The sequence below is a fragment of the Candidatus Poribacteria bacterium genome (genome assembly GCA_021295755.1).
Taxonomy (GTDB): domain Bacteria; phylum Poribacteria; class WGA-4E; order WGA-4E; family PCPOR2b; genus PCPOR2b.
In genome coordinates this window covers 1,060-13,068 of sequence record JAGWBT010000030.1, presented here as the reverse complement: position 1 = coordinate 13,068, position 12,009 = coordinate 1,060, and the positions used below count along the sequence as shown (strand labels likewise).

The window sequence follows — 12,009 nt, the reverse complement described above, 5'->3', positions numbered from 1 at the left end:
GTACCCACAAACAACCCCCTAAATCCCCCTTATCAGGGGGACTTTGGGAAATGTCCACTTATTTCTCTAATTCACCATAGTTCATTAGTACATTGGTTCATTTTTCACGTTTCACGCATTACGTTTCACGTTCTTAGCGTTTTACACTTTCTTTTGACATTATCCAAATAATCTTATCACGCATCACGGTTCAAGGTTCAAAGCTATGTGGCTAATCCTCATTAAACTGGCTTGGAGAAATCTTTTTCGGAATAAACGACGTACTATCATTGCTTCCATAGCAATTGGTATCGGTCTGGCTGTGCTGATCTTCGCCGATGCGTTTTGGCTGGGAATGGAGCAGAACATGGTCAAAACTGCCACCGCTTCGTTTCTCGGCGATGGACAGATCCATCGGGAAGGTTTCCGTGACACGCAGGCAGTCGAAATGACGATTAATCAACTCGATGAAGTGGTCGATGACCTTTCTCGAGAAGCAATTGTCCAACAGTTCACACCCCGGACGCTCGCTTTCGGGATGATTACTTCGTCGGCGAATGTCAGCGCAATTAGCCTAGTGGGAGTCCAACCGTCGACAGAACAGTTCTTATCCCAAATCGATGATGCAATTGTGGAAGGAGCATACTTTGAAGGGGATAACAATCGCGATATTGTGATTGGGGCGAAATTGGCAGAACTCCTTGAGGTTACGCTTGGTAATCGGGTCGTCGTCACCGTTGCTCAGTCAGAGACCGGCGATTTGTCTCAGGAGATGTTTCGGATCTCAGGAATCTATCATCTTGGCGGTGACGCAATGAGTGGGGGCATGGCGTTTGTGCGGCTGGAAAAAGCCCAAGAGATGCTTGCCATCGGTTCTGGTATCCATGAGATTGCCATCAAATTTACCGACACAAAATACGGACGGGACAAAAATCTTCCATTTTGGGGGCGGTATTCTCAACATGACAACGAAGCGTTAGGCTGGACGGAAATCCTACCCCAATTACAAGCCGTATTTGAGATGTCCAAATACAGCAAGTACATCATGGGGGTTATCCTCTTTGGTGTTGTTGTGTTCGGGATTATCAATGCCCTTTTTATGTCGCTGTATGAACGGATGTTCGAGTTTGGTGTCCTGCGTGCCGTGGGGACGCGCCCTTTTGGGATGGCGCGACTGATCTTATTTGAAGCCGGAGCGTTGGCGATTGTCAGTATCGTCCTCGGTGCTATCCTCGGTTTCGGCTTGACGTGGATATTCACAAAGGTCGGCATCGATTACACCGGCATTGAGTACGTGGGCGTGACGATACAGGAGCTCATTTATCCCATCATGACGATTGAACCGTTCATCTTGTATCCGATCTGGGTGTTTATTTTTACCATTATCACCGGACTGTACCCCGCTCGATACGCGGCAAAGATAGCCCCAGCGACTGCGATGCGTAGGAGTTTTTGAGGCAGCAAAAGTGACAAAAGAAAAGAACAAAACGATCTCTTTCACGCATTACGTTTTACGTTTTGCACAAGGAGCTAACTAGAAGATTACAAAGGTGTATGCGGAAAATGACGTGCCTGTCGAAGCACTTCGGGGAGTTGATTTGACGATTCAATCAGGAGAGTTCACGGCGTTGGTGGGACCGTCTGGGTCGGGGAAAACCACACTTCTCAACATCATTTCTGGGTTGGATGCACCGACTGAGGGAAAGGTCTGGCTGTCGGGCAAGCTGCTGTCGGGCATGAGCGGCAGTGAGCTGTCCGATTTTCGCCGAGACAATTCATCTTTCAGGCGTACAACCTTATTCCCGTGCTGACGGTGGAAGAGAATGTGGAATACATTATGCTGTTGCAGCGTGTATCCAAAGCGGAACGGCATCGACGCGTTACCGCAATGCTTGAGGAGGTAGGCCTGGCGGGGTTTGCAGACCGAAATCCGCCCCAACTTTCAGGCGGACAGCAACAACGTGTCGCTATTGCGCGGGCGATGGTTTCTGAACCTGCGATTATCCTTGCGGATGAACCGACTGCAAACTTAGACTCAAGAACAGGTGCGGACCTGCTCGATATGATGAGTCACCTTAACACGCAGACAAATATGACGTTTGTCTTTTCAACGCATGACCCAATGGTGATGGAGAGGGCGAGACGTTTGATAACGCTGAAGGACGGACAGGTTGAGAGCGACGAGATGAAATAGGGATCCTGTTTTTTCAGTCGTAATGCCCTCTGCAGGCCGAAATGATAATTCTACCTTCTTCGACTTTGTAAATGATGCGATTTGCTCTGTCGATTCGTCTTGACCAGAAACCTGATAAATCACCTTTCAGTGCTTCTGGTTTACCCGTTCCACGAAAGGGATCTCGCTGAATTTCCCGAAGTAGATTAAGGATACGTCGAGTTTTCCGGCGGTCTTGCTGAATCCACCATGCAAGGTCTTCAAACGCTCCAGGCTCAAACTCCAAGTTTCTTGCGGACGACCTCATAAGGAATTCCTTTGACACTTTTTCCGGATTTCAAAAGTCGATCCCTCATTTTCGAATCGCTCAGCAGGTATTCCGTTTCTTTTTCTGCGCTTTCCGATGCGTCGCTGACCATTTCCTCGATGATTTGAGCGGCGGTCATCTCCCGCTGTTTTGCCTGAACGGATAACCATTCGTAATCTTCATTGCTGATTTGAATAGGAATTGTCTTCATTTTTAGCTTTTAAGCGGAAACTCCCACACCATTAGAGAAAGGAAGCCACGCTTCTCCTGATATTGGTTTGGATTTTTTTGAGATGCTTTCAATATACATCTATTATACCACAGTCCTGAATCCTGCAGTGGATATAGGATTCATTTTCCTGATAGGTGGACTGAGAAAATTGTGAGAAAAATCCTTGCAGTTACTATCTTTTTGATTATAACCGCGATGTCCGAACCGACCAATGCTGAACTTCAAATCAGTGGATACTACAAAAACTTTTCCACAGGTTTCGATTCGCCCTTGCCGGACGAACCAATTATCGGTGCGGTCAACAACCGACTGCGACTTAATCTCGGTTACGCCCCCATTGATACGCTCTCGTTTGACCTCGCCTACGATTTTGCCCCCCGTATTCAAGACCCTTCGCTGTTTTCTGAGTCGCCAATCGCAGGTGCTGCGGGTTCACTCCACTATCGCGTTGCGGACTTTGATTCCACTATCTATCCGAACGAGGATGACCCGGACGGTAGTTTCGGTCTCTTCCAGAACCTTGATCGGGCTTCTATTGCGTACGGTGCTGATTTTGGAGACATCACAATTGGTCGCCAAGCCATCGCATGGGGGAGTGCGCGGGTCGTGAACCCAACGGACGTCATTGCTCCCTACGCCTACAATCAACTAGACACGGAGGACCGAATCGGTGTGGATGCGATTCGGGTTCAGATCCCGATTGGTGTGTTGGGAGAGTTCGATACCGGCTATGTTTTCGGCGAGAATTTGGCTTTTGAAAAGAGTGCCTTCTTCCTTCGGAGCCAATTGAATGCTTTAGAAACGGATTTCTCAATTTCACTATTGGGATTTCGTGAACATCTGATGACAGGGTTTGACATAGCGCGGGGGATCGGCGGTGCCGGTTTCTGGCTTGAAGTGGCTTACGTTTCCACCAACGCATTCGATAGTGAGAACCCCAATGCAGAGAACTATCTCCGCGCGTCAATAGGACTGGACTACAGTTTCGGTGGGGTGGCTTACGGATTCATCGAATATCATTTCAGCGGCGCAGGAGCAGGGGAGCCGGAGGATTATCTCGCCAACCTAGACCGACCGGCTTACACCGACGGGGCGGTCTACCTCATGGGCAGACACTATTTTGGCCCCGGACTCACCTTCCAAATCACGCCGCTCATCTCGTTGGGCGGCGTGGTGCTAGCGAACATCTCCGACCCCTCGGTGTTCCCATCTTTGCAGGTTGAATACAACTTCGCACAGGACATTTACCTCTCCGCCGGTGGGTTCATCGGAATCGGCAAACGTCCTGAAACTGGAGACGAAGAAACCCAATTCAGATCGGAGTTTGGCGGTTATCCAACCCTCTTTTTTTCATCGTTCCGGCTCTATTTCTGAACAAAAGACGATCCGAAAGAACCAAATTAGTCTATTTTCACGCTTTTCCCTGCCAGCGGACGTTTTTGTAGGGCGAAACGAGAGGGGCTTCCGGCGGTGGGGAGACCAGTTCTCCATCTTCTACCCAGCCGCAATCCCGCGCTGCCAGTTCTGCAATCAAGTATCCCTTCCACTGGGCGACTTCAGCCTGATAGTCCGGATGATCGATCCGATTATGACACTCTCCCGGATCTTCCTCAAGATTAAAAAACTGCAGCTCATCAATACGTGGCAACCAAATCAACTTTCGTTTCCCATCGGTGACGTACTGCATCTCCTGCTCATGTGAATAACAGGTGCAGTGTTCGCCGTGGAGGTAAGGACGCCAATTTGGGTCGGGCTGCTGTGTTAGCGGGACGACGCTCTGCCCGTCGACGGTTTTTGGAACATCAACGCCAGCCGCATCGAGGATAGTCGGCATAATGTCGCGCAGTTCGACCACCTCATCAGCTACTTTGCGGGAGGCTGTGGAACCGCGAGTCGGTGGGGTGACGATAAAGGGGATACGAGCGCTACCCTCGTAGGCGTAGGTTTTGCGCCACAGGTTATGGTCACCAAGCATCTCGCCGTGGTCGGAGGTAAAGATAAACCACGTATCCGCAAAAGTATCCTGTTGATGCCGGCGAAACCAGTTCATCAACCGACCAATTTGGGTGTCGATAAAGGATATTTCACCGTAGTATCCTGACCGTGCGCGACGGATTCGTCTATCCGACTGTTTCCCGCGCCATGCGTTGGGGTCAACTGCGTCTTCGGGTTTGTCGTGACAGGTTGCCCAGTCACCGACGGACGGGTGCGGGGTGGTGCCGTTATGATACATCTCAAAGTAGGGCGCAGGAGGTACAAAGGGAGAGTGCGGTCGAGCGAAGGAGATATTGAGGAAAAAAGGACGTTCCCGATCCCGTTGGGCAAGGAAATTAGTCGCACGGCTCATCGTCCATGATGTCGGATGCAGATACTCTTCGGTGTGCCACGGGCGGGAAACCCAAGAGTTCCAATCGACACCGTGATCATCGGGTGTGATGTCACGCCGTTTTTCCCCATCGAACCATGTGCGGTATTCGTCCTTCAGCCCGTGGCGCAACATCCGTCCGGATTCATCCAACTCATGACTCTCAAAACCCATCTTGGCGCGTTGGGGCGTGAAGTGTCCTTTCCCGATGAGATGCGTCCGGTAGCCTGCATTGGTCAATTCACCCGCCAACGTATGTGGGAAGTCATTCGGAATTGGTCCCTGGCCGCCACCCATGCCGAGAATACCGGTATGCCACTGATTCATTCCCGTCATCAGCGTTGCCCGCGCCGGAATGCAGGAGGGGGAGGCGGTGTAAGCGTGTCGAAACCGGGTGCCGCGAGCGGCGAGATAATCGAGATTTGGTGTCTCAATAAAGGTATTGCCGTCAGCACCTATGCAATCACCGCGCATCTGATCTACTATCATAAGAATGACATTAGGGCGGTTCATCGAAAAACTCCTTTTATATTAATCCGTGTTTTATCATTAATGGTTAAGTCGTTAGAATAACTTTGAGTGACACAACAGTGGTCTGTGTTGTCCCATTGATACATTCAAGATCGTCTCTTCAGATTGACTTTGGCTATTCCAATATCATCAACCTATTCGTGGATGATGTCAAGAAGATTCTCGATTACCGGACACGATTTTAAGAAAATTCCACAACCTAGGTGCAGGGCAAAGGTTTGACGGATTAGCGTGGAATGTGTAACGGGGAAATGATACAATAACCGGGGCTATCACCTGTTTGAAAAATGGATTCAATTATAATTATAGAATTACTTAGACACTGCCGATGCACATGTACAGATTAGGCAATCTGTACCCACAAACAACCCCCTAAATCCCTAACCCCCCTTATCAGGGGGGAAGAGGGGGACTTTGGGAAATGTCCACTTATTTCTCTAATTCACCATAAATTGGGGACAATAAGAAACAGAGGAGGATTATATGACAGACAAGGGAACCGCCCATCTGTTTATTGATGATGTACACATAGAGAGCCTTGAGGGTGCTACAAAAGGCGTCGTTCCTATCCGATCAGCCACTGATTGAGAAGACAGAGCCTTGGGAGGATGAGTGGCGCATCGGCAGCTACATCAATGTCATCTATGACGACGAGGAAGACCTCTTCAAGATGTGGTATGGCGTGGGACGAAAATTAGGCGACGCTCGCGGCGAAGAAGCGGATGGACTCGCCTATGCCGTCTCACAAGACGGCTACCATTGGGAGAAGCCCATTCTTAACCTCGTCGAGGACAACGGGAGCAAAGCGAATAACCTCGTCTTTCCGATGTTCAGGTGGGGTGCAGGGACGGGAGTCATGAAGGATCCCATCGAACTAGATCCCGCCAAGCGGTACAAGATGCTCTTTATGTTCCAGAGCGATTCAATGAGATTTGCCGGGATCGTTCAGCCGGTTTGTGTCGCGTATTCGTCCGATGGGACCTATTGGAACGTTCCCAAATACTGGCTCAACCCGGTCATCCCAGAAGGATCGGACACACACTTGGTTGCCTATTGGGATCCAAATCTCCATAAGTACGTCGTCTACCTGCGCGGCCGACCAAATGTGCGGATCATCTGCATGTCTGAGAGCGACGACTTTGAAAGCTGGACACCGCGACAGATCATCGTCCAACCCGACGCACAAGATCCCCCGCAGGACCACGAGTTTTACGGTATGAGCTCGCTGGCGTATCGTGATTTTCGAATCGGATTCCTATCCGTATTTCATACGCTCAACGAGGGATGGGTTGCCCAGAATCAGATTGAACCGTGGATGCCCGAATGGATGAATCAGATGGACGTTCAACTCACATACTCGAAGGACGGTCGAACGTGGCATCGTGCGGGTGCGCGTGAGCGGATTTTGGTCTGTGGTCCGCGCGGCAGTTTTGACTCCGGCTGTGTTTATCCCCCACATGCCCCCTTTGTGCGCGGCGAGGAGATCTGGGTCTATTATGGTGGTTCAAATGACCTACACGGTGAGTCACCTCGCCATGGTGAGCCGACTCGTCGCGGGATAAGTCTGGCGAAGATTCAGAAGGATCGATTGGTCTGTCTAAGAGCGGATAAAGAAGGCCTTGTCACCACGACATCTCTCAGCATCAGGCCGGATTCGTTGTGGATAAACGCCGATGCTGCAGGTGGATCATTGCAGGTGGAACTGGTAGATCCTTTTGACCGGGTGATCTCTGGATTCTCCAAAGATGACTGTGTGCCTTTTACCAGTGATGAGACGGAATATCAGGTGAGATGGAAGGCAGATCAGAGGACATCGGCAGACACCAGCACTAGCGGTCTTGAGGATAAGATGGTTTCTCAATCGGTAGGACTCTTCAAAGTCAGGGTCTACCTCAACAACGCCAAACTCTTCGCGCTTTATTCGTAGAGTTGCCTGAATCGTTCCTAGAGGTCAGTCAGCGATTATAACTTCCCTGCCCTTTTCGGCCGCTTTGTACAGTGCGTCCATCACCCGCTGCACATCGAGCATTTCACTGAACCGAACAATGGGTAAGCGGTTTTCCAGAATACTCTGGCAGAAGTCTTGATAGACACTGCCGAACTGGCTTGTCTCGCCGGCACGGGGTGTTGCATCTACAATGTTATCGCCTTCCTCAAGCGCAACTCGCAGTGGACGTAGACTGGCAGTGCCCCAGTCGCCCAAGATTTCAGTGCCGCTAGGTCGGGAACGTGGGTGCATCATCCAGTTGCTTTCCACCGCCATGGTTGAACCGTCTGCAAAGTGTATCAAACCGATATTGAAGTCTTCAATATCGCAGTCTGTCACCGATCCTTCCCATGTAATAAGCGGCGTCTTCATCCGGCGCACTTTCTGGTAGCTTGCCGCCGAAGCCCGCACCGGCTTCGGATTGCCCAACGCCCAGAGGGTCGCGTCGAGAAGATGAACGGTTGTATGGAAAAGCACGCCGCCTCCTGCTAGGTGACGTTTGTACATGGTGGGGGTGCCGGGGATGTGCATCACATGCCCGTGCCAGAGCCGCGTGTGGTAAACGTTACCCAGTTTCCCGTCAGCAAGGAATTGACGCAACGCCTGCACTTCAGGATTGGAACGATTTTGTAAGCCCATTGACATTAGTTTTCCGCATCGCTTTGCCGTTGCGACCATCTCCTCCGCTTCAGCGAGATTCATCGCCAACGGTTTGGAGACCAGCACATTGGCACCCGCTTCAAAGGCAGCCACCGCCGCGTCCCGGTTGGCTGACGGCGGCAAGGCGAGACTAACGATGTCCATTGGGTGATGCTTGAGCATTTCCCGGTAATTGGTGTAATGGTGTGGGACACCAAATTCAACTGCTGCCTCTCGCACCCTGTCTAGATTCACGTCTGCAATGGCGATGATTTCTGCGTTGGGAATCTCCGTGTAGCCTTGAATATGCCCACGTCCATGCGCCCCGCAGCCAATTATACCGACCTTGAGTTGATTCATGCCCTACCTTCCTAAAGCGAAGCTCAACAATAACTGCTTGAGTGTATCGACAGACAGATCAAAGCGTCCGACGCACTTTCTCAGCGTCGCTGAACAGAATCTCACGAACAGCATTGGTAGCCTTCTCATGGAACTGAACTGCATCAGGATCCATATCTTTGGCTGGACGCGGAGCTTCCTTAAAGTGGCCAAACCGATCTGTCCCATTCACCGATGGTCTGCTTGGTGCGGGTGGGCATATAGTGCATCGAAAGACCAATACGTCGATCTTTTGACCGATTGGGACTCGATGCGTGCGCCAACCGTACATTGTGAAGCGAAATTTCACCCGGCTGTAGCGGCATTGCCACAGCCTTGGCTTCATCGACCTCCACCGCAATTTCCTGACCACGGGTCAAGAGGTTATGCTGCTTATACTCATCTGCGTGGGGCAGAAGATCACCCTTATGACTGCCCGGTAGAACCCGCATACAACCAGTCTCCGGCGTTGCCGGTGAGAGTGCCAACCATACGCTGACCAAGTGGTCGGTATCGAGACCCCAATAGCGCAGATCCTGATGCCACGAGACGAAAGTCTCACTGAGTGGCTCCTTGATCCAGAAGAATGTATTCCAGCAGAGAATATCAGGCCCGATCAGATCCTCGACCGCATCAAGAATCTTCTCATGACGCATCAGAGCGTCAACCCATGTAAAGAGCAGATGAGACTTGCTCCGCTGCGCTCCCGCAATGGGGCTGCCTTGAGCGGCTTCAAATTTCTCAAGTTGTGCTCGGTTGGCTGCTACCTCTTCATTGTCTAGTATCTTGACCGGGAAATAGTACCCTTCCCGACTGTATTGTTCGATAGCATTTTCATTCAGAAGTTTCAACATTTGAACCTCCTCTAGAGTCGCTGGCTGCGGGCTGGCCCCTCGGTCGGATCTGAGTGCCTAATTTTTAGGTCGATGTCCCCAAGCTCTCTCAACTGCTGCTTCATGAGTTCCCCTTTACTCGCACGGGTCCAGCGAACAATTCTTCAGGCAGAAAACTCGTTGTCTCAGTTGCGTGCCTATATTCAAAACCCTCAGTTGTGACGACTCCCATTGCAGTGAAATACTTAGACTCGCCACTCGTTCCGCTCTTATTCCCTCCGCTGTGACCCCGTAGCCAATCAGGATCGATGACCTGTTTACCCTTCCAAATCCCTTGTGTCGCGTTCAGATGACCAAACCGAGCGAGGTCCGACGCACTGATGACGACCCATCCGGGGCCACTACGGACAGGGTTCCCGTTAACCTCATAGGGAGGATCGAGATAGGTATACGAATCTGGAATCGTGGGATACAAATATTTGTGGTCTTTGACATAGCCGCCGGTAAGCCAATCCCATCGCTCTGCGGGAATCCCTATCAGGTCAAAGAGTCGCTCCTGAATAATATTCTTCAGGTCATTCCCCAAGATGTAGGTAAGTGCTTGGCTTAAACGCCAAAATCCGGCACTACTATAGAGACCAACTGTGCCCGGCTCGGCGTGAGAGTAGAGATCATAGGACGGATCACCGGTCCATTTGGACCATTCAGGAACCCCCGGTGTAAGGTTCGCTGCCTCAAGCCCGGTTACCTTTTCCCGCCAACGGATTCCTAACTCTATCGGGAATCCCCCGTAGTGAAGGGACTCGTGTTTTGATCCAATGATATGCCGCCAAGTCAGGTTCTTATGATGCCCTTCGGTCAAATATTTGTGAGGGTGAGAAAGTTCATCCTCGCCGGTCCACTGTTTGTGGATCGGCTCGTCCGGATCGATGCGTCCGTCTGCGACCGCGAAACCGAGAAGCGCCCACATAAAAGCCTTTCCGACGGAGGCGGTTTGATGGCGATAATGTCGATCGCCCCAAGTGTGAACCAAGTAACCGCCACGAGCAATCACGGCACCGTATTTGTTATCCGAGTGATCCTCTCCACCGAAAGACGCACCCTTGACCTCCATGCTCCCTATGAAGGTGCTGAATTTTTCAGGATCAAGCCCGGCATCCTCTGCCGTAATCTCAACCCAGTCATCTTCAGGATATGTTACCCAATCGGGAAGTTCAATAGTCATCCAATGCCTCCTCCCTCAATAACCCATCAACAAATTGTTTTCACGCTTCACGTTTTACGTTTTATTCTCTGTGTGTGTTGTCTTATTAGCACGTCATTTAGCTATTTTCTTGACAGAAAGTTTGCCCTAGTATATCCTGTTGCCGTTCACAACTCAATTGAAAAAGGAGAAAAGCGGTTGAGTGCTTAAATCTGAATTTTGAGGCTCCCGCTGCACAATTTCTATGAAATTACTTGTTGCTTCACCATGGTCCCAAGAGCGACTCGAAGAAGCACAGAAAACCTTTCCCCAAGTACAGTTCACCGTTGCTGCTGACCAAGATGATATTTTACGCGAAATTGTTGATGCTGAGGCTGTTTTTGGCGCAATCAGTCGGGAAGCATTTCTGGCAGCCAAACAGTTGAAGTGGATTCAAAATACGGGTGCTGGGGTAGAGAGATTGGCACGAATTTCTGAGATAGCGGAGAGCGATGTCACTGTCACCAACACCCGTGGTTCTCACGCTGCCACGATCGCCGAGCACGGCTTTGGATTGTTGATTAGCCTTACACGCCAATTACCAAGTCTTTTGGATGCACAACGCGAACACAACTGGACACGTCCATTCAGCGGGCCTCAGGTCGGATTGACCGGTTTGACGCTGGGGGTGGTGGGCATGGGAAATATCGGTCGTGCCATTGCCAAGCGCGGTCACGGCTTTGAGATGGAGGTCATTGGAGTTGATATCAACGAAGTGCCCAAGCCCGATTTTGTTAGTGAACTAAGGTTGTTGGATGGCTTGGATGACCTGATGCAGCGTTCAGATGTCGTGGCGGTTGCAGCTCCAATCACACCGGAAACCGCAGGGATGCTCGGTCCTGAACAGCTTAGACTCATGAAGCCGACAGCCTACCTGATAGTTGTGTCGCGGGGAGGCATTATAGACGAAGATACACTCATGCAGATGTTGAACGACGGGCAACTTGCCGGCGCTGGATTGGATGTTACAGCGAATACGCCGAACTTGCTAATAACCCCACACTGCTCTGGAGGTTCAACCCAGACCGCTGCTGCGGGCAAAGCCATTTTTTATGATAATTTACGGCGATACCTCGCCAAAGAGCCTCTCACCAATCTGGTAGACCTGAAACGAGGATTCTAATCCGACCTTGGCACACCACTTCTGCGACGTGTCATCTTCAGGAGCAGCTGGGAGGGACTCTACTGAAAATCTTCGCCGGGAAATGTACCCCAAGGAACCGCTTTTGCCTCGCCCTCATAGACCGGCAGGAATTCCTGTGTGATGTGTCGTGTTTGTTCGACCCAGTCAGCCCATTCAGATCTGCTTGTGATGTGGTCGCGGATTAACGCCTTAACTTCG

11 protein-coding genes and 1 pseudogene are annotated in these 12,009 nt (G+C 50.8%); 5 read left to right on the top strand and 7 right to left on the bottom strand.

The window, feature by feature from the left end; all coding sequences use genetic code 11:
* Window positions 1-205: 205 nt before the first annotated feature.
* Both J4G02_05940 and J4G02_05935 read left to right on the top strand, forming a co-directional pair.
* On the top strand, window positions 206-1,435 hold the full coding sequence (locus tag J4G02_05940) for an ABC transporter permease (GenBank protein ID MCE2394118.1): 1,230 nt from the start codon (window positions 206-208) through the stop codon (window positions 1,433-1,435).
* Between the two features lie 85 nt (window positions 1,436-1,520).
* Window positions 1,521-2,173: pseudogene (locus tag J4G02_05935) on the top strand (ABC transporter ATP-binding protein).
* A gap of 13 nt (window positions 2,174-2,186) precedes the next feature.
* Here J4G02_05935 and J4G02_05930 read toward each other — a convergent pair.
* Entirely contained in the window at window positions 2,187-2,459 is a 273-nt protein-coding gene (locus J4G02_05930) for a Txe/YoeB family addiction module toxin (protein ID MCE2394117.1), read from the bottom strand.
* A complete protein-coding gene (locus J4G02_05925) occupies window positions 2,428-2,670 on the bottom strand; it encodes a prevent-host-death protein (GenBank protein MCE2394116.1) in 243 nt (80 codons plus the stop codon). Before J4G02_05925 ends, J4G02_05930 begins: the two co-directional genes overlap by 32 nt.
* A gap of 171 nt (window positions 2,671-2,841) precedes the next feature.
* On the opposite strand from J4G02_05925, the gene J4G02_05920 reads away from it, so the two are divergent.
* Window positions 2,842-4,065, top strand: coding sequence for a hypothetical protein (locus J4G02_05920; protein MCE2394115.1), 1,224 nt, complete (start codon window positions 2,842-2,844; stop codon window positions 4,063-4,065).
* A gap of 37 nt (window positions 4,066-4,102) precedes the next feature.
* On the opposite strand, the gene J4G02_05915 is transcribed toward J4G02_05920, so the two are convergent.
* A complete protein-coding gene (locus tag J4G02_05915) occupies window positions 4,103-5,569 on the bottom strand; it encodes an arylsulfatase (protein ID MCE2394114.1) in 1,467 nt (488 codons plus the stop codon).
* A gap of 562 nt (window positions 5,570-6,131) precedes the next feature.
* Between J4G02_05915 and J4G02_05910 the strand changes: the two genes are divergently transcribed.
* Window positions 6,132-7,514, top strand: coding sequence for a hypothetical protein (locus tag J4G02_05910; protein MCE2394113.1), 1,383 nt, complete (start codon window positions 6,132-6,134; stop codon window positions 7,512-7,514).
* A gap of 24 nt (window positions 7,515-7,538) precedes the next feature.
* Here the strand turns inward: J4G02_05910 and J4G02_05905 are convergent, their stop codons facing one another.
* The 4 genes from J4G02_05905 to J4G02_05890 all read right to left on the bottom strand — a co-directional run bounded on the left by J4G02_05905 (window position 7,539) and on the right by J4G02_05890 (window position 10,649).
* On the bottom strand, window positions 7,539-8,573 hold the full coding sequence (locus J4G02_05905) for a Gfo/Idh/MocA family oxidoreductase (GenBank protein ID MCE2394112.1): 1,035 nt from the start codon (window positions 8,571-8,573) through the stop codon (window positions 7,539-7,541).
* 58 nt (window positions 8,574-8,631) lie between these two features.
* A complete protein-coding gene (locus J4G02_05900; protein MCE2394111.1) occupies window positions 8,632-8,784 on the bottom strand; it encodes a hypothetical protein in 153 nt (50 codons plus the stop codon).
* Window positions 8,753-9,445: a phytanoyl-CoA dioxygenase family protein gene (locus J4G02_05895; protein ID MCE2394110.1), complete on the bottom strand. Its 693-nt coding sequence runs from the start codon at window positions 9,443-9,445 to the stop codon at window positions 8,753-8,755. The genes J4G02_05900 and J4G02_05895 overlap by 32 nt, the downstream gene beginning before the upstream one ends.
* A 100-nt stretch (window positions 9,446-9,545) precedes the next feature.
* Entirely contained in the window at window positions 9,546-10,649 is a 1,104-nt protein-coding gene (locus J4G02_05890) for a serine hydrolase (protein MCE2394109.1), read from the bottom strand.
* 223 nt (window positions 10,650-10,872) lie between these two features.
* On the opposite strand from J4G02_05890, the gene J4G02_05885 reads away from it, so the two are divergent.
* Window positions 10,873-11,790: a D-2-hydroxyacid dehydrogenase gene (locus tag J4G02_05885; protein ID MCE2394108.1), complete on the top strand. Its 918-nt coding sequence runs from the start codon at window positions 10,873-10,875 to the stop codon at window positions 11,788-11,790.
* Window positions 11,791-12,009: the final 219 nt, after the last annotated feature.

Bases quoted from the DNA above. Each gene is read 5' to 3' on its own strand.
- J4G02_05940 (MCE2394118.1), top strand. From the start codon at position 206: ATGTGGCTAATCCTCATTAAACTGGCTTGGAGAAATCTTTTTCGGAAT.
- J4G02_05930 (MCE2394117.1), bottom strand. From the start codon at position 2,459: ATGAGGTCGTCCGCAAGAAACTTGGAGTTTGAGCCTGGAGCGTTTGAA.
- J4G02_05925 (MCE2394116.1), bottom strand. From the start codon at position 2,670: ATGAAGACAATTCCTATTCAAATCAGCAATGAAGATTACGAATGGTTA.
- J4G02_05915 (MCE2394114.1), bottom strand. From the start codon at position 5,569: ATGAACCGCCCTAATGTCATTCTTATGATAGTAGATCAGATGCGCGGT.
- J4G02_05905 (MCE2394112.1), bottom strand. From the start codon at position 8,573: ATGAATCAACTCAAGGTCGGTATAATTGGCTGCGGGGCGCATGGACGT.
- J4G02_05895 (MCE2394110.1), bottom strand. From the start codon at position 9,445: ATGTTGAAACTTCTGAATGAAAATGCTATCGAACAATACAGTCGGGAA.
- J4G02_05890 (MCE2394109.1), bottom strand. From the start codon at position 10,649: ATGACTATTGAACTTCCCGATTGGGTAACATATCCTGAAGATGACTGG.
- J4G02_05885 (MCE2394108.1), top strand. From the start codon at position 10,873: ATGAAATTACTTGTTGCTTCACCATGGTCCCAAGAGCGACTCGAAGAA.